This is a genomic window from Castellaniella sp., from assembly GCF_034674885.1.
In the GTDB taxonomy this organism is placed as follows: domain Bacteria; phylum Pseudomonadota; class Gammaproteobacteria; order Burkholderiales; family Burkholderiaceae_B; genus Castellaniella.
In genome coordinates, this window is the sequence record NZ_JAUCDS010000014.1 from 1 (window position 1) to 22,158 (window position 22,158).

At 64.2% G+C, this 22,158-nt stretch carries 21 protein-coding genes and 1 riboswitch; of the genes, 11 read left to right on the plus strand and 10 right to left on the minus strand.

Annotated elements, in window-relative coordinates; translation table 11 throughout:
- Window positions 1-315 precede the first annotated feature (315 nt).
- Entirely contained in the window at window positions 316-1,203 is an 888-nt protein-coding gene (locus VDP74_RS09240; protein ID WP_322999339.1) for a dihydrodipicolinate synthase family protein, read from the minus strand.
- Window positions 1,204-1,393: 190 nt separating this feature from the next.
- Window positions 1,394-2,293: a LysR family transcriptional regulator gene (locus tag VDP74_RS09245; protein ID WP_322999340.1), complete on the minus strand. Its 900-nt coding sequence runs from the start codon at window positions 2,291-2,293 to the stop codon at window positions 1,394-1,396.
- Between the two features lie 119 nt (window positions 2,294-2,412).
- On the opposite strand from VDP74_RS09245, the gene VDP74_RS09250 reads away from it, so the two are divergent.
- Window positions 2,413-3,330 carry a DMT family transporter gene (locus VDP74_RS09250; protein WP_322999341.1) on the plus strand — a complete coding sequence of 306 codons (918 nt, stop codon included), beginning with the start codon at window positions 2,413-2,415 and terminating at the stop codon, window positions 3,328-3,330.
- Between the two features lie 34 nt (window positions 3,331-3,364).
- On the opposite strand, the gene gshA is transcribed toward VDP74_RS09250, so the two are convergent.
- Together gshA and VDP74_RS09260 are read right to left on the minus strand one after the other, a co-directional pair.
- The gene (gene gshA / locus VDP74_RS09255) at window positions 3,365-4,936 is read right to left on the minus strand and encodes a glutamate--cysteine ligase (protein WP_416232963.1); all 1,572 of its coding nucleotides are present in this window, start codon (window positions 4,934-4,936) and stop codon (window positions 3,365-3,367) included.
- A gap of 33 nt (window positions 4,937-4,969) precedes the next feature.
- On the minus strand, window positions 4,970-5,296 hold the full coding sequence (locus VDP74_RS09260; RefSeq protein ID WP_322999343.1) for a helix-turn-helix domain-containing protein: 327 nt from the start codon (window positions 5,294-5,296) through the stop codon (window positions 4,970-4,972).
- Between the two features lie 188 nt (window positions 5,297-5,484).
- Window positions 5,485-5,564: riboswitch (SAM riboswitch) on the plus strand.
- On the opposite strand from VDP74_RS09260, the gene metX reads away from it, so the two are divergent.
- The 4 genes from metX to VDP74_RS09280 all read left to right on the plus strand — a co-directional run bounded on the left by metX (window position 5,553) and on the right by VDP74_RS09280 (window position 9,836).
- Entirely contained in the window at window positions 5,553-6,788 is a 1,236-nt protein-coding gene (metX, locus tag VDP74_RS09265; RefSeq protein WP_322999344.1) for a homoserine O-succinyltransferase MetX, read from the plus strand. Its footprint overlaps the riboswitch before it by 12 nt.
- On the plus strand, window positions 6,785-7,459 hold the full coding sequence (gene metW, locus VDP74_RS09270) for a methionine biosynthesis protein MetW (protein WP_322999345.1): 675 nt from the start codon (window positions 6,785-6,787) through the stop codon (window positions 7,457-7,459). Before metX ends, metW begins: the two co-directional genes overlap by 4 nt.
- Window positions 7,456-8,703, plus strand: a complete 1,248-nt coding sequence (locus VDP74_RS09275; RefSeq protein WP_322999346.1) for a muropeptide transporter — start codon at window positions 7,456-7,458, stop codon at window positions 8,701-8,703. The genes metW and VDP74_RS09275 overlap by 4 nt, the downstream gene beginning before the upstream one ends.
- A gap of 125 nt (window positions 8,704-8,828) precedes the next feature.
- The gene (locus tag VDP74_RS09280) at window positions 8,829-9,836 is read left to right on the plus strand and encodes a bile acid:sodium symporter family protein (protein WP_322999347.1); all 1,008 of its coding nucleotides are present in this window, start codon (window positions 8,829-8,831) and stop codon (window positions 9,834-9,836) included.
- A 117-nt stretch (window positions 9,837-9,953) separates the two neighbouring features.
- Here the strand turns inward: VDP74_RS09280 and VDP74_RS09285 are convergent, their stop codons facing one another.
- The 3 genes from VDP74_RS09285 to VDP74_RS09295 form a co-directional block, all read right to left on the minus strand.
- Window positions 9,954-10,157, minus strand: coding sequence for a hypothetical protein (locus tag VDP74_RS09285; protein WP_322999348.1), 204 nt, complete (start codon window positions 10,155-10,157; stop codon window positions 9,954-9,956).
- 83 nt (window positions 10,158-10,240) lie between these two features.
- A complete protein-coding gene (locus VDP74_RS09290) occupies window positions 10,241-11,032 on the minus strand; it encodes an exodeoxyribonuclease III (protein ID WP_322999349.1) in 792 nt (263 codons plus the stop codon).
- Between the two features lie 18 nt (window positions 11,033-11,050).
- Window positions 11,051-11,848: a class III extradiol ring-cleavage dioxygenase gene (locus VDP74_RS09295; protein WP_322999350.1), complete on the minus strand. Its 798-nt coding sequence runs from the start codon at window positions 11,846-11,848 to the stop codon at window positions 11,051-11,053.
- Window positions 11,849-12,101: 253 nt separating this feature from the next.
- Between VDP74_RS09295 and pyrE the strand changes: the two genes are divergently transcribed.
- Window positions 12,102-12,770: an orotate phosphoribosyltransferase gene (gene pyrE, locus VDP74_RS09300; protein WP_322999351.1), complete on the plus strand. Its 669-nt coding sequence runs from the start codon at window positions 12,102-12,104 to the stop codon at window positions 12,768-12,770.
- Between the two features lie 144 nt (window positions 12,771-12,914).
- On the opposite strand, the gene gatB is transcribed toward pyrE, so the two are convergent.
- Genes gatB through gatC form a run of 3 tightly spaced genes read right to left on the minus strand, consistent with a single transcriptional unit; the run spans window position 12,915 to window position 16,208 of the window.
- The gene (gene gatB, locus VDP74_RS09305; protein WP_322999352.1) at window positions 12,915-14,372 is read right to left on the minus strand and encodes an Asp-tRNA(Asn)/Glu-tRNA(Gln) amidotransferase subunit GatB; all 1,458 of its coding nucleotides are present in this window, start codon (window positions 14,370-14,372) and stop codon (window positions 12,915-12,917) included.
- On the minus strand, window positions 14,372-15,895 hold the full coding sequence (gatA, locus tag VDP74_RS09310) for an Asp-tRNA(Asn)/Glu-tRNA(Gln) amidotransferase subunit GatA (RefSeq protein WP_322999353.1): 1,524 nt from the start codon (window positions 15,893-15,895) through the stop codon (window positions 14,372-14,374). Before gatA ends, gatB begins: the two co-directional genes overlap by 1 nt.
- Before the next feature lie 4 nt (window positions 15,896-15,899).
- Window positions 15,900-16,208: an Asp-tRNA(Asn)/Glu-tRNA(Gln) amidotransferase subunit GatC gene (gatC, locus tag VDP74_RS09315; RefSeq protein WP_322999354.1), complete on the minus strand. Its 309-nt coding sequence runs from the start codon at window positions 16,206-16,208 to the stop codon at window positions 15,900-15,902.
- Between the two features lie 254 nt (window positions 16,209-16,462).
- Between gatC and VDP74_RS09320 the strand changes: the two genes are divergently transcribed.
- The 5 genes from VDP74_RS09320 to rodA are packed head-to-tail and all read left to right on the plus strand — an operon-like array spanning window position 16,463 to window position 22,152.
- Window positions 16,463-17,506 carry a rod shape-determining protein gene (locus VDP74_RS09320; RefSeq protein ID WP_043685149.1) on the plus strand — a complete coding sequence of 348 codons (1,044 nt, stop codon included), beginning with the start codon at window positions 16,463-16,465 and terminating at the stop codon, window positions 17,504-17,506.
- 26 nt (window positions 17,507-17,532) lie between these two features.
- Window positions 17,533-18,417: a rod shape-determining protein MreC gene (gene mreC / locus VDP74_RS09325; protein ID WP_322999355.1), complete on the plus strand. Its 885-nt coding sequence runs from the start codon at window positions 17,533-17,535 to the stop codon at window positions 18,415-18,417.
- A 25-nt stretch (window positions 18,418-18,442) separates the two neighbouring features.
- Window positions 18,443-18,964 (plus strand): rod shape-determining protein MreD, encoded by a 522-nt coding sequence (gene mreD, locus VDP74_RS09330; protein ID WP_322999356.1) that lies wholly within the window; start codon window positions 18,443-18,445, stop codon window positions 18,962-18,964.
- A gap of 9 nt (window positions 18,965-18,973) precedes the next feature.
- A complete protein-coding gene (mrdA, locus tag VDP74_RS09335) occupies window positions 18,974-21,013 on the plus strand; it encodes a penicillin-binding protein 2 (RefSeq protein ID WP_322999357.1) in 2,040 nt (679 codons plus the stop codon).
- The gene (gene rodA, locus VDP74_RS09340; protein ID WP_322999358.1) at window positions 21,010-22,152 is read left to right on the plus strand and encodes a rod shape-determining protein RodA; all 1,143 of its coding nucleotides are present in this window, start codon (window positions 21,010-21,012) and stop codon (window positions 22,150-22,152) included. The genes mrdA and rodA overlap by 4 nt, the downstream gene beginning before the upstream one ends.
- The last annotated feature ends 6 nt before the right edge of the window (window positions 22,153-22,158 follow it).

Sequence of the window (22,158 nt, forward strand, 5' to 3'; positions counted from 1 at the left end):
AGAATAGGAGTTTCCGAAGCTTCTGATACAGGTTCGATTCCTGTCGGGCGCGCCATATAGATCAAGGGCTTGTGCGGTTGGCACGACCACGCCTTGGAAAATTCCCAAATGGCTGGTGTGCGCCTTCACGGTGCGCGGATTTCCGTCGCCTGGAACCGACTACGGCTGGCCTGAACCAGCACAGGTGAACCGCGCCATTTCCTGGATCGCCGCTTCTCGAAGCTGCAGAGCCCGGTCTGTGTTCAAAGACCGCAGCCAGGCGCGCTTGCGATTGTGCGTGCGACCGCCATGATTTCGCAGGTGTCCTGTACTTGATCAAAGCCCCAGCTGATCCAGGACCGCCTTCAGACGCTGTCTTGCTGATCCTTCCAGCGATCTGAGCGGCAGCGGCAGGCTGGGTGCCTGGGTCCATCCACGGATTTCTGCTGCAGCAGCGGTCACCCGCAGGCTGCCGTATTGCGCAAACAGCGCCCAAAGCGGAGCCAGGCGATCCGACAGGCGGGTTGATTCTTGCGGCCTGCCCGCCTGTGCGGCGCGGATGATTTCCAGCGCCAGGTGCGGGAACAGGCCGCCGATCACCGAATACCAGGCCTCGCAGCCGGCGTTCAGGCCAAGCGCCGCAAAGCCGTCGCCGCTGACGCCGATGGTGACGTGGGCCGGGATCAGGGCGCGCAGCCGCGCCACTCTCGCCTGAGCGGCTGCGGGATCGGCCGGCACGCCGGGGATCTTGATCGAGGCCACCTGGGGCAACTGGGCGATCCGGCCATGCAGCGCGTCGCTGAATTCGAAATGGGTCGTGCCCGGGTTGTCGTATACGCACAGCGGGATGGACAGGGAACGGGTCACCGCCTCGTAAAGACTGAACACTTCGTCGTCTGTCAGCCGCTGGTAGGACATGGGGGCCAGCAGGACCCCGCTGGCCCCGGCAGCCTGCGCGTCCTGGGCCAGGTCCAGCACGTCGCGCGTGCGCAGGGCGCCGATGCCGACCATCACGGGCACATCGCCTGCATGCCGGACGGCCAGTTGTGCCGCACGGAGGCGTTCGGCGCGGGACAGGTAGGCATAGCTGCCGGTCGAGCCCAGCGCACCAATCGAATCCACGCCCGCCTGGGAAAGCTGCTCGATCAGGCGGATGTATGCCGCCTCGTCGATCCCAGTCTCTGTCATCGGGGTCAGGGGAAAGGCGCTCAAACCGGAGAACATGATTTTTCCATCCGGAAGTTGTGGATTCAGGACACCGTTGCGTTCGAGTTCCTGGCGTTGGATGACGATAAATCCGCGAGGCAAGAAGAATCGCCGTACGGCTTCGCCCGCATCGATTCGCAAGGACTGCATCCGCATATTGTGCGCGATTGTTTCAAGGCGCGCACGCGAGCGGCGGGCATCGTCTGCGTCATGGGCTCATGCCTTCGCGGGTCACGATATCCAGCAGGAAAGCTTTCACGGCCAGGATCAGGCGGCTGGAGCGCAGGTCGCGGTGATACACGATCCAGAGATCCCGGACGCAGGCCATGTGGTCGGGCTCGATGCGTTGCAGACGGGGGTCGGCATCCCCGATCGAGGTCGGCAGGACGATGACGCCCGCGCCCGCGTGGGCTGCTGCTGCCATGAAGGGCAGGCTGTTGGACAGCAGGCGTGGCGTGCGGCCTTTGAAGGCTGCGTCCGTCCATTTCGCCAAGGGGATGTGTTGCAGCGGTTCGCTCCAACTGATGTGGGGAAGCGTTCTCCAGTCTGCGCCCCCGGCCAGCGCAGCAGCGGTGGCGTACGCGGCGAAAGGCATGGCGCCCGCGTGCGCCGCTACGTAATCGCCCTCTTCTTCCGGTGCGGGCGGGGCCATGCGCAAGGCAATGTCGGCATCGCGGCGCGACAGGTTGACCATATTGAAGCCGGTCAGGACCTCGATCTGCAGACCGGGGTGCGCGTCCAGAAATCCAGGCAGATGCGGTGCGATCCACGCAATGGCGACCGTGTCCGATGTGGCAAGGCGTACCGTGCCATGCCAGGGGTTGGTGTCGCCGCTGATCTGGGTTTGCCGCAGCAGGCTGTCGATGGCGTGCTCGACCGGCAGGGCGCTGGCCAGCAGCCGTTCACCTTCTTCGGTCAGGGTATAGCCGGTCTGGCGGCGCAGGAACAGCGCCATGCCGGTGGCTCGCTCCAGCGCGTCGATGCGGCGTGAAACCGTGGCGGGACTGGTGCGCAGATCCTGTGCGGCGGGCGTCAGCCCGCCCTTTCGGGCGACGGCCAGGAAGAAGCGTAGATCGTTCCAGTCGAGTTTGGGCAATCGATTATCCATGATCGAATTTTTCAATTCCGAAAAATAATTTTGTTCTTATCAGGATATGTTTTCCTAAAGAGAAAAATCATAATGCCCCCAACCACCTTGTTCAAGGCGTGTTTTCAGGAGCATTGAGGATGCGAGATCGGACGATATACCTTTCCCTGGTGATGACGGCGTTCTTCTGGGGGGCGAACTTCAACCTGGGGGCCTGGGTCGTGCAGACCCTGGACCCCCTGAGCGCTGCTGCTTGGCGGTTCCTATTGGCCGGCGTCGTCATGGCCGTCTACGTGCTGTTCCGGGAAAAGGTGGACTGGTCCGGCATGCGTCGGCATGCGTGGCCGCTGTTGGCGATGGCCTTCGTGGGTGTGTTTGGATTCAACGTGACGTTTTTCTATGGCCTGCAATCCACATCCGCAGTGAACGGTGCGCTCATCATGACGCTGAACCCTACCTTGACGGTTGTGCTGACCGCCCTGGTGATGGGAGACACCATTTCCTGGCGGCAGATCCTGGGCCTGGGATTGAGCCTGTTGGGCGTGGTGGTGGTCGTCACCAGAGGCTCCTGGTCGACCTTGGCGCAGCACCTGCATTTCGGGTCGGGCGACGCGCTGATTCTGCTGGGCAATCTTTGCTGGGCCTTGTATAGCGTGATCGGCAAGCGCTGGGTGTCGGGATTGACACCGGCGCAAACCACAGCGGGCACCATGCTGATGGGGGCGGTGCTGATGGTGACGGCCGCCTTGTCCGCGAACGGCGGTGCGCTGGGGCTGCCATCGGCCGGGACGGCCTGGGCGCTGGTCGCCATGGCCTTGTTCGGCACGGTGCTAGCGTATCTGTGGTGGAATCAGGGCGTGCGTCGGATCGGACCGGCACATACCGCTGTCTTTTTCGATCTGGTGCCAGTTTCCGCCATGTTGATCGCCATCATGTTGGGTGAGTCTGTGTCGCTGGGCCAGTGGCTGGGGGCGGCGATGGTGATCTCAGGCGTGATGTTCTCGTCGGGCGCACTGGATCGCGTGCTACGTCCCGCGCCCCAATGCCCGGTCATATAGGGGGCAGCACACCCGCGCGCAGTGTCCGGTGGATTCAGGCCGCCTTCACCAGCGCCGAGTGGAACCGGGCGACATAGTCTTCGAAGCTTTCCGTGTCGGCAGCCTCCAGGGCTGCCTGTTCAGCCAGGGAATCCGCAGCGGCCTGGTCGTAGGCCGCCAGGGTGTCGGCGGGCAGGCCGCGAGCCTGCAGGGCGGCCCAATGGGCCTGGCTTTGCGCCAGGGTCCAGTCGTGGAATTCCTGGCCGCTGCTGCGCAGTTCCGCCAGCAGTCGGGCCGAGGGCGTGGTGTCCGGGTCCCGGATCTTGCGGCGCTGCTGATCCAGCGAGTCCATGTGGCGGGAATTGCCCAAGTGCTGATCCAGCAGTTCGGCGTAGGGGGCGATGCCTGCCAGGATGCGCTCCGCCCAATCCTGCAGCCCGATGGACTGGCCTTCGTGCGTCAGCCGCAGGCCGGGTCGGCGGCCTTCGCGGGCGACCAGCGCGAAATTGGCCTGGCTTTCCTGACAGGTACCGGGGGCGGGGAACAGAGGGCTGTCTTCCAGGGCGCAGTACAGCAGGAAGGCGTCCAGGAACTGGCAGGTGTCCACAGAGATGCCGGCGGATTCCCAGGGGTCGATGTCCATGCAGCGCACTTCCACGTACTGGATGCCGCGCTCGTGCAGGATGGTGTTGGGGCGTTCGCAGCGCCCGGCCGTCTGTTTGGGCCGGATGGTGGCGTAGTACTCGTTTTCGATCTGCAGGATGTTGGTGTTCAGCTGGATGCGCTGGCCGTCACGGTGGGTGCCGATGGCCTCGTAGGCGGGCCAGGGCGTCGTGACGGCCGTGTGGATGCGGGCCGTGAAGGTATCCAGGTCGTTATAGCAAAGATGCAGTTCGGACTGCGTGGGGTTCTTGTAGCCCAGGTCGCTCATGCGCAGGCTGGTGGCCCAGGGCAGGCAGTAGGTGTCGGGGCTCAGGTGGGTCAGCTGGGCTTCCAGGCCGGCATTCTGCAGGAAACTGCGCGACATGGCAGGCGAGGCGCCGAACAGGTACATCAGCAGCCAGGAATGCCGCATGAAATTGCGAATCAGGCCCATGTAGCCCGCATTGCGCCGTTCTTTTGGGGTGCTGCCGGACGCCAGCAGGTCCCAGGCCGATTCCGGCAGGGAAAAGTTGTAATGCACGCCCGCGATGCATTGCATGATCTTGCCGTAGCGCCAGGCCAGGCCCTGGCGGTAGACGTGCTTGAGCATGCCGGTGTTGGACGTGCCATACCAGGCGACCGGGATGTCGGCCTGCGGCGGCAGGTGCGCCGGCATGGACTGATTCCAGATGGCTTCGCCGGGGTTGCGCAGCGCCACGAAGGCATGGATGTCGGTCAATTCCTGAACCAGGGCTTCGGGTGACGCATCCGGGCTGGTGACCAGTTCCAGCAGGGCCTCTGAGTAGTCCGTGGTGATGTGCGGGTTGGCCAGCGCCGCCCCCAGCGACCGGGGGTGCGGCGTGCTGGCCAGCATGCCCCCCGTATCTACCCGCAGGCCTTCTTTCTCGATGCCGCGCTGGATCGCGCGCAAGAGATCGGGATGGGCAGCGAGCAGGCTGCGCCGGTCGGAGGCCAGGGTCATGATAATCGGTACCGGGTTGGTCTGAATAAACCGATTTTAGCTGACGCAGGGAATGGGCCTGGTGCTTCTTCCGGGCCGGTGCCCCGAGTCCGATTTATCCGGGCGGCGGTCCGGCAGCGGGCGCCTGGGGGGCTTTTCCGAGGATTCTGCCGGGGAGAATTTGTCCAGATCCAGCAGTTTGCGCTGCAGGGCCTGCGTGATGGCGGCCTGACGCGACCTGACTCCGAGCTTGTCGCAGGAATTGGCGATGTGGAAATTGGCCGTCCGTTCAGTGATTCCCAGGATGCGGCCCATTTCCCAGCTGGTCTTGCCTTGGGCGGCCCAGTACAGGCAGTCATGTTCGCGAGCGGTCAGTTGTGTCATGGTGGTCTCCATAGAGATATTGTTATTGGCTACAGCGCCTAGACGTGAGCGAATGTATCACGAAGCATGTTTTGAATTGTCACAAGACTCAGGCAGCCGTGTCCGTTCTGACAGGGTTGCGAGAGCGGCTGCGCAGGCCCCGCCTGGCGCGATGGGGTTCCAGGCTGCGGGTGCGGTGCTAGAATGAACCATGACTTGGCGCCGATTTGCCTGATCCGCTTGCGGGCGCTCCAATAAATCCAGCTAAAGAGGTCCTATGACCACCCTTGCCGTTTCTCCAGATCCTGCAGCCGCTCCGGCGCGTCCTGCCGTGCCAACGGGCAGTGTTGGCTACGTATCTCCGCAATTCCTGGCCTTTGATGAACCGCTCACCCTGTCCAGCGGCCAGGTGCTGCCGTCCTATACCTTGGCGGTGGAAACCTATGGCGAACTGAACGCCCAGCGCAGCAATGCCGTGCTGATCTGTCATGCCCTGAACGCCTCGCATCATGTGGCGGGCATGGATGCCGATCAACCGGGACAGATTGGCTGGTGGGACAACATGGTCGGCCCCGGCAAAGCCGTGGACACCGACCGCTTCTTCGTCATCGGCGTCAACAACCTGGGGTCGTGCTTCGGCTCGACCGGCCCCACCACGATCAATCCGGCGACCGGCAAGCCCTGGGGCGCAGCGTTTCCGCTGCTCACCGTCGAGGACTGGGTGCGGGCGCAGGCGCGGGTCGCCGATCATTTCGGCATCGACCGTTTTGCCGCCGTGATGGGCGGCTCGCTGGGCGGCATGCAGGCGCTCAGTTGGGCAATCACCTGTCCGGAACGGGTGGGTGATTGCATCGTGGTGGCCAGCACGGCCCGCCTGACGGCCCAGAACATCGCCTTCAACGAAGTCGCCCGCCGGGCGATCCTGACGGATCCCGACTTCCATAATGGGGATTACTACACCCATGGCACGGTGCCCACGCACGGCCTGTCGGTGGCACGGATGGTGGGGCACATCACCTATCAGTCCGACGAGGTCATGGCTGCCAAGTTCGGACGGGCCCAGCGTGCGCCCAACGCCAATGGCGACTACCGCTACAACTACGACGTCGAATTCGAGGTCGAATCCTATCTGCGGCACCAGGGGGAAAAGTTTTCCCGCCATTTCGATGCCAACACCTATCTGTTGCTGACCCGGGCGCTGGATTATTTCGACCCTGCGCGGGCGACGGGCGGGGATCTGGCCCAGGCGTTGTCGCCGGCCCAGGCACGGTTCCTGCTGGTGTCCTTTTCCACGGACTGGCGTTTCGCGCCGGAACATTCCCGCGAGATCGTGCAGGCCTTGCTGAAGAACCGGCGGGAAGTCACCTACGCCGAAATCGACGCCCCGCACGGCCATGATGCCTTCCTGCTGGGCGACATGCGCTATCACGCTATCGTGCAGGGCTATTACGACCAGATCGCGCAGCGCCTGGACCTGGGCGATCGCCGCCGGACGACGGGGGTGCTGGCATGAATTCACCGATCACCGCCTCGGCGAGTGCGCCACTGGCAGCGCCGCCTGCGGGCGCCCTGCAGCAGGCCGACGACGCGCCGCGTATCGACCTGCTGCGCATCGCCCAGTGGATCGCTCCCGGCAGCCGGGTGCTGGACCTGGGCTGCGCCGATGGCTATCTGCTGTCGTATCTGCAGCGCACCCGCCAGGTGCAGGGGGCGGGGGTCGAGCTGGACGATGATCGGGTGATCGCTGCCGTGCGCCGTGGCGTCCGTGTGATCCAGCAGAACCTCGAAGAAGGCCTGGCCCTGTTCGACGACCAGCAGTTCGATACCGTGGTGTTGTCGCAGACGCTGCAGTCCATGCATCACACCGAACACATCCTGCACGAGATGGCCCGGGTCGCCCGGTACGGCATCGTATCCTTCCCAAATTTCGGCTACTGGCCGCATGGCTGGTCGATTCTGCGCGGGCGCATGCCGGTCAACGACCAGATGCCCTACCAGTGGTACGACACGCCCAACATCCATTTGTGCACCCTGCGGGACTTCCAGTTGCTGGCTGCCCAGTTGGGCCTGCGCATCACGCATCTGGCCACCTTCCGGGGTGAAACCGAGATCCACTGGCTGCGCAGTTGGCGCAGTACGCTGGCGGTCTATCGATTCGAGTCGCCCATGGGTAGGCAGGGATGACGGACGGCTGGCGTGTCTACGGTCGCCGGCGCGTTGCCCCCTTGCTGGTGCTGGGTTTTGCCAGCGGTTTGCCGCTGGCGCTGACGACCGGCACGCTGCAGGCCTGGGCCACGGTCGAACAGGTATCCCTGCAAAGCATCGGTTTCCTGACGCTGGCCGGTACGGCCTACACGCTGAAGTTTCTGTGGGCGCCGCTGGTGGACCGCTACGCGCCCCCCTGGTTGGGAAGGCGGCGCGGCTGGGTATTCCTGACGCAGTGGCTGCTGGCGGCATCGATCGCCGCCATGGGGTTTTTCTCGCCAGGCACCGAATTGCAGACGCTGGCCCTGCTGGCAGTCTGGGTTGCCTTTCTGTCGGCGACCCAGGACATTGCCTTCGACGCGTACAGCACGGATGTGCTGCGCCACGAGGAAAGGGCGGCTGGCGCCGCCCTGAAGGTCATGGGCTATCGCCTGGCCATGGTGGTGTCTGGAGGGCTGGCGCTGATCATGGCCGACCAGTGGCTGGGCTGGGGGCGGACCTACATGCTGATGGGGGCCTTGATGGCGCTGGCGTCCCTGGCGACCTTGTGGGCGCCCGAACCCGAGCAGGCCGCCCAGCGGCCCCGGGATCTGCAGCAGGCGGTCATCGCTCCATTGCGGGAATTTTTCGGGCGCTCCGGCGCCTGGTCCATCCTGCTGCTGATCGTGCTCTACAAACTGGGGGATGCCTTCGCGGGCGCCCTGTCCACGACATTCCTGCTTCGTGGCGCCGGCTTTGACGTCACCGAAGTCGGCATGGTGAACAAGGTCTTCGGCCTGGTGGCCACCATCATCGGCGCCCTGGCGGGCGGCGGGCTGATGACGCGCCTGGGCCTGTATCGCGCCTTGATGGTCTTTGGGCTGCTGCAGGCCGTGTCCAATCTGGGCTACTGGATGCTGGCCGTCACACCGCCGCATCTGTATTCCATGGCGGTGGTCGTGGCGGTGGAAAATCTGTGCGGCGGCCTGGGTACGGCGGCGTTCGTCGCCTTGCTGATGGCGCTGTGCCGGCAGCAGTTTTCCGCGACGCAGTTCGCCTTGCTGTCGGCGCTGTCGGCGGTGGGCCGCACGTATCTGGCCGGGCCGCTGACGCCGGTGTTCGTCGAACATCTCGGCTGGCCGTCGTTTTTCGTGATGACGGTGGCTATCGCCATGCCGGGCCTGGTGCTGCTGTGGTGGATGCGCGGGCTGATCGACCGGCTGGATGCGGATCCGGCGGCTTGATCGGGGCAGATCGATCCCGTTGGGTCCGTTCAAAACCATTTCGCTATTGTTTGTCGCCAAACATGATTTGGCGCTTCGTTTATCCTCGGTCCTCAAAGAACCGGATCGTCGGAGCCTCCTTTGTCATGGTATCGAAACTACGCCTGCTGTTTGACCGCTTCACCCTGATCCTGATCGCCGTCGTCGTCGCGGCGACCGTGGTGCCCGCGCATGGGCAGGGGGCCGTCTTTTTCGAATGGCTGACGGCGGCCGCGATCGCGCTGCTGTTCTTTTTGCACGGCGCGAAACTGTCGCGTGAAGCCATCATCGCGGGGGCTACGCACTGGCGCCTGCACGGGGTGATCTTCGTCTGGACCTTTGTGATCTTTCCGATCCTGGGCTGGCTGCTGCGACCGGTCCTGGTTCCCCTGCTGGGTGAACCGCTGTATGTGGGCGTGCTGTACCTGTGCGTGCTGCCGGGCACGGTACAGTCGGCGATCGCCTTCACATCGGTCGCGCGCGGCAATGTGCCGGCGGCGGTGTGCGCAGCCTCTGCCTCCAGTATCGTCGGCATCGTCATCACTCCGCTGCTGCTGCAACTGCTGCTGCAGGCGGATACCTCCGCCCTGGACAGCAGTTCCCTGCTGTCTTCGATCCTGCGCATCGGCCAACAGATTTTCCTGCCGTTCATCGCCGGGCACCTGATGCGGCCCGTGATCGGCCGCTGGATGGATCGTCACCGCAAGCTGGTCACCAGCGTGGATCAGAGTTCCATCCTGCTGGTGGTGTACACGGCCTTCAGCGAGTCGGTCGTGGCAGGCCTCTGGCACCAGGTTGCTCCCCAGTCCTTGATCCTGCTGGTGATCTGCTGCTGCGTGCTGCTGGCGGTCGTGCTGGTGCTCAATACCTGGTCCGCCCGCAAGCTCGGTTTCAATCGGGCGGACGAAATCACCATTGTCTTCTGTGGTTCGAAGAAAAGCATGGCGACGGGTGTGCCGATGGCCGGTGTGCTGTTCAGCGCCAGCGCGATCGGGCCGGTGCTGTTGCCGCTGATGATCTTTCACCAGATCCAGCTGATGGTGTGCGCGGTCCTGGCGCAGAATTACCAGCGGCAGGATGATGACATCCATCATCGGCGGCGGGTGCCTGCCTGATCGGCCCTGATGGCACGCCGCCTGGTGTGCTGCGTCAGAACGAAAAATGCCCCACGGCAATGATGTGGGGCATTTTCATAGGCCAACCGTCCGGGACGGTGACCTGCACGGCGCGGATCAGGCCGTGGTGTGCAGCAGAGTGCCCACGGCACCGCCACTGGCCAGCTGCGGCACACTGGGAACGGAATTCACCAGGCTGAGAATGGTGTTGGACTGGCTGTCCAGGACCTTGCGCAACAGCAGGTTCTGTTTTTCCTGCATCATGGACCAGTTTTGCAGGCCAGAGGCGGCGGCAACGGCGCTTTCGACGGAATCGGTCATGGAATACTCCCAGAGAACTGGGCGTCAGTATAGCAATTTCATTTGATCATGGGTTGAATCATGCAATTTATGCATGATTCCCATCATGGGAATGCATAGTCGATAGTCAAGGGTGCGTGATCGCTGAAGCGTTCGTCCTTGTAGATGCTGGCCGCCTGGGCCCGGGCGGCGATGCCGGGAGTGGCGATGTGGTAGTCGATGCGCCACCCGACGTTCTTCGCCCAGGCCTGGCCGCGATTGCTCCACCAAGTATAGGCTTCGCCTTCCGTGGCGGGGTGCAGGCGGCGGTACACGTCCACCCAGCCGCGCTCGTCGAACAGCTGCGTCAACCAGGCGCGTTCTTCCGGCAGAAAACCGCTGTTCTTCAGATTGCCTTTCCAGTTCTTCAGATCGATTTCACGGTGGGCGATGTTCCAGTCGCCGCAGATGACGAATTCCCGGCCAGTGTCGCGATATTCCTGCATCAGTCCGTCCAGCCAGTTTTCGTAGTGGTCCAGGAAACGGTATTTTGCGGTTTGCCGCTCGTCGCCGCTGGAACCGGATGGCAGGTAGGCGCTGACCACGCTCAGGCCCGGCCAGTCGGCTCGCAGGATGCGGCCCTCGGCGTCGAATTCGGGGCAGTCCATGCCGATGGACACGGTGTCTGCAGGCTGGCGCAGGTACAGGCCCACGCCGCTGTAGCCCTTTTTTTCGGCGTGATGGAAATGCCCGGCATAGCCATCCGGATGGCGCAGATCGTCGGTCAGGTCCGTATCCTGGATCTTGATTTCCTGCAGGCAGACGATGTCGGGTTTCTGGGATTGCAGCCAGTGTGCCAGCCCTTTGCGGTAGGCGGAACGGATGCCGTTGACGTTCAATGAGGTGATGCGCAGCACGGGATTCCTTTAGCCAATTTAGCCGAACCGGAAGCTGGACACGGTCAGCCCGCCGGATGCATCGGTTTCATGATGGAAGCAGGTGGCGGTGTCGTCGCCGGCCGCTCCGCTGGCGACGAACAGGGGCACCAGGTGGTCTTCCATGGGGTGGCAGATGCGGGCGGCGGGAGCGTCGCTCCAGTGCAGCATGTGGTCCTGCCGTTGGTCGGCGGGCGTGCCGACCAGGGCTTCTTGCAGCCAGGTATCGAACAGGGCGGACGGTTCGCGTCCCGCCGGACCGAAGCCGCGCAGATTATGGTAGCTGAGCCCGCTGCCGATGATCAGGATGTTTTCGTCGCGCAGCGGCTGCAGGGCCGCGCCCAGCGCCTGATGCCAGGCGGGGTCGAAGCCGGCTTCGATCGACAGCTGCACCATGGGGATCTGCGCCTTGGGGTACATGACGTAGGCCGGGACGAAGGCGCCATGGTCGAATCCGCGCCGGGTGTCTTCGACGACCGGGATGCCGTGGGCGGACAGCAGGGTCTGCACGCGCGCCGAGAGGCGGGGCGATCCGGGGGCCGTGTAGTGAATCTCGTAGGTATCGGCTGGAAAGCCGTGGTAGTCGTACACCATGCCCGGTTGTGGGTGGCCGCTGACCTTGAGCTGGCTGCGGGTGATCCAGTGGGCGGAAACCATCAGAATGGCCCGGGGCGTTTGTGGCAATGCGGCAGGGATGCCCTGCAGGGCGGCCGTCAGTGCCGCGTAGTTGTTCGTGGGGTCCGGCATCCAGGGCCAGGGGCCGCCGCCGTGGGAAATGAAATAGACCGGTTGACGCATGACGTCGTTCCTTCGTGCCGCGTGTGGGGTTCGAGGGCTAAATGATAGGCGCACTGAGGGGGAAAGCATAGCGGGGGCCTGTCCGGCATCAGAGACGTCTTCAGGGGCGGTGACTCCGGCACCGGATGCGTGCAAGCGAGACGTGGGGATTGCTGCATCGGAGGAGGCTGGAATGCCGAGGTGGGGGCCGGACCTGCGGATCTGACCGGAAATATCCGATAATGTGGCCTTCCCAGATTCAGAGATTTCCGTCATGCCCGGTTCGCACGCCCAAGCCTTCGTCCGCTTTGCCCTGGATCAGGGTGTCTTGCGCTTTGGCGAGTTCAAGACCAAATCCGGGCGGCTGAGCCCCTACTTTTTCAACGCGGGCCTGTTCAACGATGGCGCCAGCGTCGGCCGACTGGGACAATTCTATGCCCAGGCGCTGATCGAGGCCGGATTGGGTTTCGACATGCTGTTTGGCCCCGCCTATAAGGGCATCCCCCTGGCGACGACGACGGCGGTGGCGCTGGCGGAGCAGCCGGCCATGGCCGGCCGCCCGGTGCCGTTCGCCTTCAACCGCAAGGAAGCCAAGGACCACGGCGAGGGCGGTGTGCTGGTGGGCGCGCCTTTGCAGGGTCGGGTGGTGATCATCGATGACGTGATCACGGCAGGCACGTCGGTGCGCGAATCCGTGGCGCTGATCCGCGCGGCCGGCGCCCAGCCGGCGGCCGTGCTGATCGCGCTGGACCGCATGGAACGCGCCGGCGCCGAAGGCGCGCTGTCGGCGCATTCGGCGGTGCAGGACGTGGAACAGACCTACGGGATTCCGGTGGTCAGCATTGCGTCTTTGGTGGATGTGATGACGCTGCTGGAAGGGGATGCGGCACTGGCCGAATACCGGGATGCTGTAGGTGCTTATCGGGATCGGTACGGGATTTGATGAGGCGGCTAGTTTGGGTTCTTGAACCTGCTGATTTGAGTTCTTGAGCGGCCGTGTGGCGCCTTGTCTTCCGGGCGCCGCACGGCCTCAGGGTGTCGCATGTGTTGCAGCACGTCGGCCGAGATTGACCGCTCCGCAGGAAAACTACCCGTCCAGCTTCTGCTTCAGGACCGTGTTCACCTGCTGCGGGTTCGCCTTGCCCTTGGCGGCTTTCATCACCTGGCCCACCAGTGAATTGAACGCCTTCTGTTTGCCCGCCCGATATTCTTCAACCGTCGCGGGATTGGCCGCCAGCACCTGGTCGATCATGGCTTCGATCGCACCGGTGTCACTGATCTGGCGCAGGCCTTTCGATTCGATGATCGCATCCGCATCGCCGCCCGATTCCCCTGCCCACATCGCCGCGAACACATCACGGGCGATCTTCGTGGAAATCGTTCCGTCCAGAATACGGGCGATCAGCGCCGCCAATTGCGCGGGTGCCACCGGCGACTGGCTGATGTCCAGATTGTCGCGGTTCAGCGCGGCCGACAACTCGCCCAGGATCCAGTTGGCTGCCTGTTTGGCTTGCCCGGCAGGCAAGATCGCTGCGGTTGCCTCGAAATAATCGGCGATCGCTCGGTGCAGCGTCAGCTGCGCGGCATCGTAGGCCGTCAGCCCCATGTCCGATTCGAAGCGGGCGCGTTTCGCCGCAGGCAGTTCCGGCAGGGCCGCGCGAACCTCTTCGATCCATTCCTGCGACACGATCAGCGGCGGCAGGTCGGGATCGGGGAAATACCGGTAATCGTCGGAATCTTCCTTCGTGCGCATGGCGCGGGTCTCGTCCCGGTCCGGATCGTACAGCCGGGTTTGCTGGATGACCTTGCCGCCGTCCTCGATCAGTTCGATCTGGCGGCGGATTTCGTACTGGATGGCGCGTTCCAGGAAGCGGAAGGAGTTCAGGTTCTTGATCTCGCAGCGCGTGCCGAATTCGGCCTGCCCGCGCGGTCGCACCGACACGTTGGCGTCGCAGCGGAAGGAACCTTCCTGCATGTTGCCGTCGCAGATGCCCAGCCAGACCACCAGGCCGTGCAACGTGCGGGCGTAGGCCACCGCCTCGGCGGCCGAGCGCATTTCCGGTTCGGTGACGATTTCCAGCAGCGGCGTGCCAGCGCGGTTCAGGTCGATGCCGCTGGATGATTCACCGTGCGGCCCCGTGAAATGTTCGTGCAGGGATTTCCCCGCGTCTTCTTCCAGGTGGGCGCGCGTCAGGTTGATCGTGTGTTCCTGTTCGCCCACGAAGAACGACAACTGGCCGCCGACCACGATGGGCAGTTCGAACTGGCTGATCTGGTAGTTCTTCGGCAGATCGGGGTAGAAATAATTTTTGCGCGCGAACACGGACCGGTGCGCCACCTGGGCGCCGATGGCCAGACCGAACTGGATGGCGCGTTCCACCGCGCCCCGGTTCATGGCCGGCAGTGAACCCGGCAAGGCCATGTCCACGGCATTGGCCTGGGTGTTGGGTTCGGCGCCAAAGCGCGTGCTGCTGCGTGAAAAGATCTTCGACTGCGTGGACAGCTGGGCGTGGGTTTCCAGCCCGATGACGATTTCCCAATCCATTATGCGTGTTCCGGTGTGCGTTGGTGCCAGTCGGTGGCTTGCTGGTAGCGGTCGGCCAGGGCCAGCAGGCGGCCCTCGTCGAAATAGCGGCCGACGATCTGCAGCCCGATGGGCAGGCGGCCCGTATCCCCGCCAAAGCCGCAGGGAATCGACATGCCTGGCAGCCCGGCCAGGCTGACGCCCAGCGTGTAGATGTCGCCCAGCCAGTCGGCGATGGGATCCTGGCGGTTGTCGCCGATGCGGCGCGCCGTGGCAGGCGTGACCGGGCCCATGATGACGTCGCAGTCCTGGGACAGGGCGCGCTGGAAATCATCGACGATCATGCGTCGCACGCGCTGTGCCTGCAGATAGTAGGCATCGTAATAGCCGTGCGACAGCACGTAGGTACCCACCAGGATGCGGCGGCGTACTTCGTCGCCGAAGCCTTCCGAACGGGAACGGCTGGTCATGTCGGCCAGATCTGTGTACTGGGCCGCCCGGTGGCCGTAGCGCACCCCGTCGTAGCGCGACAGGTTGCTGGAAGCCTCGGCCGGGGCGATCACGTAATACGCCGGAATCGACAGGCGAGTGCGGGGCAGGGACACGTCCACACGGACGGCGCCCAGCGATTCGAAGACCTGCAGGGCCGATTCGATGGCGGCGCCCACGTCGGCGGCCAGGCCTTCGTTGAAGAATTCGCGTGGCACCCCGATGCGCAGGCCCTTCAGGGGCAGGGCGCCGGCTGCCTGGAAGGCGGATTGGGCAGCATCGAAGTCGGTCTGGATGCGGCCGGCGGCGTTGGGGTGGCCGTCGCAGGATTCCAGGCTGGTGGAGTCCCGGGGGTCGAAGCCGCTCATGGTGTCGAGCAGCGGCACCAGGTCGCGGGCGCTGCGAGCCAGGGGACCAGCCTGGTCCAGGCTGGAGGCATAGGCGATGATGCCGTAGCGCGATACGGTGCCGTAGGTGGGTTTGATGCCGCTGACGCCGCAGTAGGCGGCAGGCTGGCGCACCGACCCACCGGTGTCGGTGCCGGTGGCGCCCAGCACCAGGCCGGCGGCCACGGCGGCGGCGGAACCACCCGATGAACCGCCGGGAATGCGGTCGGCGTCCCAGGGGTTGCGCACCGGGCCGAAGGCGGAATTTTCATTGCCCGAGCCCATGGCGAATTCGTCGCAGCTGAGCTTGCCCAGGGACACGGCGCCTGCCTGGCGCAGGTGGTCCACCACCGTGGCGTCGAATGGGCTGACGTAGTCGGCCAGCATGCGGCTGGCGGCGGTGGTGCGCCATCCCTGTGTGACGAACAGGTCCTTGTGGGCGATGGGGATGCCGGTCAGCGGACCGGCCCGGTCGTCGGCCAGGGCCTGATCGGCAGCGCGGGCCTGAGCCAGGGTCAGGTCGTCGTCGATCTGCAGGAAGACGTTCTGGTCGGAATAGGCGCGGGCGGCCCGCAGGGCGTCGGCCGCCAGTTCGGTGGCGCTGGCGCGCCGGCTGCGCAGGGCTTCGCCCAGCGCCTGGATGCTGCTGAATTCTGAGAGCTGGGTCATGGCATCATTCAATGACGGTGGGCACGAGGAAGAGGCCCTGGTGGGCTGCCGGGGCGTTTTTCAGGCAGGCATCGCGCTGGTCGGCCGACTGGGCCGGGTCGGCCGCGTCGTCGCGCAACCGCAGGGCGATGTCCTGGTGGGCGGCCAGCGGGTGAGCCATGGGTTCGATGCCGCTGGTGTCCACTGCCTGCAGTTCTTCGATCAGGCCCAGGATGCGGTTCAGTTCCTGGTGGGCGCGGGATTGGTCATTGGAATCCAGGCGCAGGCCCGAGAGCCGTGCGAGCCGGGTGATGTCCTGTTCGGTCAGTGCCATGTCGTCTTGCCGGAGAGGCCGTCGCCAAGGGGCGGCCGGATGTGTGTGTGCGGATGTGTCCGGGAATGCCGAAAGCGGATGTTTTGCAAAACTTTCCACTTGATGTTGGGCATGTCCCTAGAGGATTATAAGTTATCATTACCGATTCCATGCGGCTTGCCTGGCCTGTGCCCGCCGCGCTGGCGGTAGATCGTCGGCGACATCGGGCCCTACGTGCGCAAATCCCATTTCATTCCCTTTACATTAGTGCGCCCATGTTCGGATTCCTACGCAGCTATTTTTCCAGCGATATGGCGATTGACCTTGGCACGGCCAATACGCTGATCTATGTCCGCAGCAAGGGCATTGTGCTCGACGAACCCTCGGTCGTCGCCATCCGCCACGATGGCGGCCCCAACGGCAAGAAAATCATCCAGGCCGTCGGCCACGAGGCCAAGCAGATGCTGGGCCGCGTCCCCGGCAACATCGAAGCCATCCGGCCCATGAAGGACGGCGTGATCGCCGACTTCACCGTGACCGAGCAGATGCTCAAGCAGTTCATCCGCATGGTGCATCCGCGCAGCATGCTGGCCCCCAGCCCGCGCATCATCGTCTGCGTGCCCTGCGGTTCTACTCAGGTCGAACGCCGCGCCATCCGCGAGTCCGCTCTGGGCGCGGGCGCCAGCCAGGTCTATCTGATCGAGGAACCCATGGCTGCGGCCATCGGCGCTGGCCTGGCCGTGTCGGACGCCAGCGGCTCCATGGTCGTGGACATCGGCGGCGGCACCACCGAAGTCGCCGTGATTTCCCTGGGCGGCATGGTCTACAAAGGCTCGGTGCGGGTTGGCGGCGACAAATTCGACGAGGCCATCATCAATTACATCCGCCGCAACTACGGCATGCTGATTGGCGAACCCACCGCAGAACTCATCAAAAAGGAAATCGGTTCGGCTTTCCCCGGGTCTGAGATCCGCGAGATCGAAGTCAAGGGCCGCAACCTGTCCGAAGGCGTCCCGCGCAGCTTCACGGTGTCTTCGAACGAAATCCTCGAATCCCTGACCGACCCCCTGAACCAGATCGTTTCGGCCGTGAAGACAGCCCTGGAACAGACGCCGCCCGAACTGGGCGCCGACATCACCGACAAGGGCATCGCCCTCACTGGGGGCGGGGCGCTGCTGCATGATCTGGACCGCCTGCTCCAGGAAGAAACTGGCCTGCCCGTCGTCGTGGCCGAAGACCCGCTGACATGCGTGGTACGGGGCTGCGGCGAAGCACTCGAACACCTCGAGCGTTTGGGCGGGGTCTTCATTTACGATTGATCGAGCGGTCTGCGCTCTTTTTCGTCATGCGTGAACCCGGGACGCTCAGGCTGTTCAAGCGAGGACCCAGCATTGAAGTCCGCCTGGTCCTGCTGCTGGCCGTCTGCCTGGCGCTGATCGTGACCGATGCGCACTGGTCGACCCTGAGTCCAGTGCGCCAGACCCTGTCGACGGCCATCTACCCCTTTCAGCGGGTGGTGCTGGCCCCGCGCGAGGCCATGGAATACGTGAACAGCTGGTCGCATGCCGCCGCCCTGGCCCGCGAGGAACAGGACGCCTTGCGCCGGCAGCAGATCGAAATGGCGCAACTGGTCACGCACGCGGCCCAGCTGACCACGGAAAACGAACAGTTGCGCCGCTTGCTGAACGTGTCCGAATCCATTTCTCAGCAATCGGTGGCCGTCGAGGTCTTCTACGTGCCGCCCAATGCGTTCAGTCATCGGCTGATTTTCAACAAGGGGTCCGATGCGGGTATCGAACCCGGGATGCCGGTCATCGATGAGGGCGGGGTCGTCGGCCAGATCATCCACGTCACCCCGTTCACCTCCGAGGCAGCCCTGCTGATCGACGACCAGGTGTCCATTCCAGTCCAGGTGCTGCGCAATGGCCTGCGCCTGATCGCCTTCGGCAGCGACGAGGTCGGCAAGCTGGAAGTCCGTTACCTGACAGCCAATATGGACGTGCAGGCCGGCGATACGCTCGTGACCAGCGGCATCGGCGGCCTGTTCCCGGCGGGGCTGTCCGTGGGCCGGGTAGAAAAGGTCGATCGCGATCCGGGTACCGGCTTTGCCATGGCGATCGCCGAACCCTTGTCCCATCCCGAACGCTATCGCCATTTCCTGGTGCTGCGCGTCGACGTGTCGAAAGTGCCCAAACCCGAGGAGATCGAACGTGCCCTTGGTCAGCACTAAGCGGCCAGCGGGGAGTTCCTCGCTGATGTCCCTGCAGCCTGTGGATGCTGCGCCCTTCCATCGACCGTCATCGGCCTGGCTGGTCTGGGGGACGCTGTTGCTGGTCTGGCTGGCGTCCCTGCTGCCCTGGCGCCTGTGGCAGCCGGTGCCCGACATGCTGCTGTTGGTGCTGGCTTTCTGGTGCCTGCACGAACCTGGGCGGGTCGGCCTGCTGACGGCCTTTGTCCTGGGACTGTTGATGGACGTGCATGATTCCGGTTTGCTGGGGCTGCACGCGCTGAACTACGTCCTGTGCGCCTATGGGGTGCTGCGGCTGCATCGGCGGCTGCAGCATTTCAATGTCTGGGTCCAGACGCTGCACCTGATCCCGGTGTTCGTGGTGGCGGCCCTGGTGTCGCGGTTGCTGGGCGCCTGGCTCAATGGCGAATGGGTGGGCTGGGATTGGCTGTGGGCATCGCTGATAACCGGTGCGCTGCTGCCCCTGGCGGACGTTCTGCTGTTGTTGCCACAGCGCCGGCTGGATGGCGATGACGGCGGCGCAGTGTGACGGCGCGGCATGTTTGAGTTCCGCAAGACCGGCCAGCATCAGCGGCAGACCGTATTGTTGCGCGCCTGGGTGGCCGGGGTATTTGCCATGGTGTGCCTGTTGCTGCTGGTCGGGCGCCTGTGGTATTTGCAGGTCGTGCGCTACGACAATCTGGCGGCGCGCGCCGATCAGAATCGCATCACCATCGTACCGATCCCGCCCCGACGCGGCCAGATCACGGATCGCAACGGCGAAGTCATGGCAACCAACCAGCGGGACTACACGCTGCTGGTGACGCGGGCGCAGGTCCAGGGAAAGGTCGAGGACCTGCTGGACCGCTTGCGGGAACTGGTCTACATCAGCGACAGCGACCAGCGCAAATTCATGCGGGCCTACCAGCAAAGCGGTCGCTACGCGCAGGTGTTGCTGCGCAACAATCTGAACGACGTCGAGGCGTCCTGGTTCGCCGTGCACGCCTTCGAGTTCCCGGGCGTCAGCCTGCAGGCCCGCTGGGTACGGTCCTACCCCTTGCGCGAATCCGCCGCGCATGTGCTGGGCTTCGTGGGCCGGATCTCCGAAGCCGACGAACAGCACCTGGAAGACACTGGCCAGGAGGGCAATTACCGGGGCACCCAGGTGATGGGCAAAAAGGGGATCGAAAAGACCTGGGAAAAATCCCTGCATGGCCGCACCGGGGTTGAAGAACTCGAGGTCACGGCGACCGGCCGGCCCGTGCGCGAACTGAGCCGCACCGATCCGATTCCGGGGTCCAACCTGGAATTGTCCCTGGATGCCGGCTTGCAAAAGCTGGCCGAAGACCAGTTCGCCGGCCGTCGCGGGGCGCTGGTGGCGATCGCGCCGCATACCGGCGAGGTCCTGGCGTTCGTGTCCTCGCCCTCGTTCGATCCGAATCTGTTCGTGGACGGCATCGACGTCGAAAACTGGCGCAAACTCAATGAATCGCCAGACCATCCCCTGATCAATCGGCCCTTGTACGGAACCTATCCGATCGGTTCCACGTACAAGCCCTTCGTCGCCTTGGCCGCCCTGGAAATGGGCTTGCGCGGGGCGCAGGATCTGGTGCCCGATCCGGGTTATTTCGAGTTGGCCGGCCAGAAGTTCCGCAATGCAGGCGGAGCCGTCTATGGGCCGACGAATCTGCATCGGGCGATCGTCGTGTCCTCGGACACCTATTTCTTTTCGCTGGGCGCCATGATGGATGTCGATGCCCTGCATGATTTCAGCAAGCAGTTCGGGTTCGGCCAGATCACCGGCATCGACCTGGACGGAGAGCGGCGCGGCGTGCTGCCTTCGAGGGAGTGGAAGCGCAAGACCTACAAGAAACCGGAACAGCAACATTGGTATCAAGGTGAAACCGTATCGGTGACGGTGGGCCAGGGCTACAACGCCTTTACCCTGCTGCAGCTGGCTCAGGCCACCTCGGTGCTCGCCAACGACGGGGTGTACATGAAGCCGCATCTGGTGCGCCGCATCATCGACCCCCTGACCGGGCGTTTCACGTATCCGGTGCTGGCGCCGCAATACACGATCCCGCTCAAGCCTGCCAACCTTAAGGCAGTGCGCGACGCCATGGTCGATGTCGTCAACAAGGGCACTGCGCGGCGAGCCTTTGAAGGGGCTGCCTATCAGGCGGCCGGCAAGACCGGAACCGCGCAGGTCTACAGCCTGCGCGGCGCCAAATACAAGGCGCATGCGGTGGATGAACGCCTGCGCGACCATGCCCTGTTCATGGCCTACGCGCCGGTGAACGATCCGCAGATCGCCGTGGCCCTGATCGTCGAGAATGGCGGCTGGGGCGCCTCGGTCGCAGCGCCGATCGCCCGCACGGTCTTCGATTACTGGCTCAGCCCTGACCGGGTGGCCGAGCGACGAGAGCAGATGCAGGCGGAACAGGCGGCCGCGCATCGGGTAAACGATGCGACCAAGCGGCCCAGTCCGGGAGCGCCGGACACCTCTCCCGCGCCCGAAGACGACGAGGCCCCGGAACCGGCGCCGTTGCCGGATGCTGCCACCCCCCCTGAAGACGGGGCCCAGGAGGACACTCCATGAAGCTCATCCTGTTGGCCGCGCGCCGCATGCTGTCGGTCCTGGACTGGCCTTTGCTGATTCTCCTGGTGCTCATGGCGGTGATCGGCATGGCGACCATGCACTCGGCGGTGGGCAACACCGACTGGCGCTTTGCGGACCAGTTGCGCAATTTCCTGATCGCCTTCGTCGCCATGTGGGCGGTGGCGATGCTGCGCCCGACTTTCATCATGCGCGCAGCGCCATTCCTGTACGCAGTGGGTGTGGCGCTTTTGGTGGCGGTGATGCTGTTCGGCGTGACCAGCAAGGGGGCGACACGCTGGCTGGAACTGGGCTTTGGCCGCGTCCAGCCATCGGAAATGCTGAAGATCGCGGTGCCGCTGATGCTGGCCTGGTATTTCCAGCGACAGTCCAGCGGGCGCTTCAAAGTGCTGGATTTCCTGGTGGCCGGGGTGCTGTTGCTGGTGCCTGCTGCGCTGATCATCGAGCAGCCCGACCTGGGCACGGCCTTGCTGGTGCTGGCGTCGGGGTTCTGCGTGATTTATTTCGCGGGCCTGTCCTTCAAACTGCTGGTGCCGGTGGTGCTGGCAGTGGTGCTGGGGCTGGGCACCCTGGTGGCCTACGAGGATCAGATCTGCCAGCCCGAAGTGGACTGGGTGGTCCTGCACGACTATCAGAAGTACCGGGTCTGCGTCTTGCTGAACCCCGGGTCCGATCCGCTGGGCAAGGGTTTTCACACGATCCAGTCCATGATTGCGGTGGGTTCGGGCGGCGTCTACGGCAAGGGCTACATGCAGGGCACGCAAACACACCTGGATTTCATCCCAGAGCGCACCACGGACTTCATCTTTGCCGTGTTTGCCGAGGAATTCGGTTTCTACGGTGGAGTGACGCTGTTGCTGCTATATGCCCTGATGGTCCTGCGCGGCCTGACGATCACCGTGAGGGCGCCCACGCAGTTCGGGCGCCTGCTGGGCGGCGCCATGTCCATGATGATGTTCGTCTACGTTTTCGTGAATATCGGCATGGTGACCGGCGTGCTTCCGGTCGTCGGGGTGCCGCTGCCCTTCATGAGCTACGGCGGTACTGCTTTGATGACGCTGGGCGTGGCCTGCGGCCTGCTGATGAGCATCGGCGCGCACCAGCCCCGTGGATCGGGCTGATCCGGC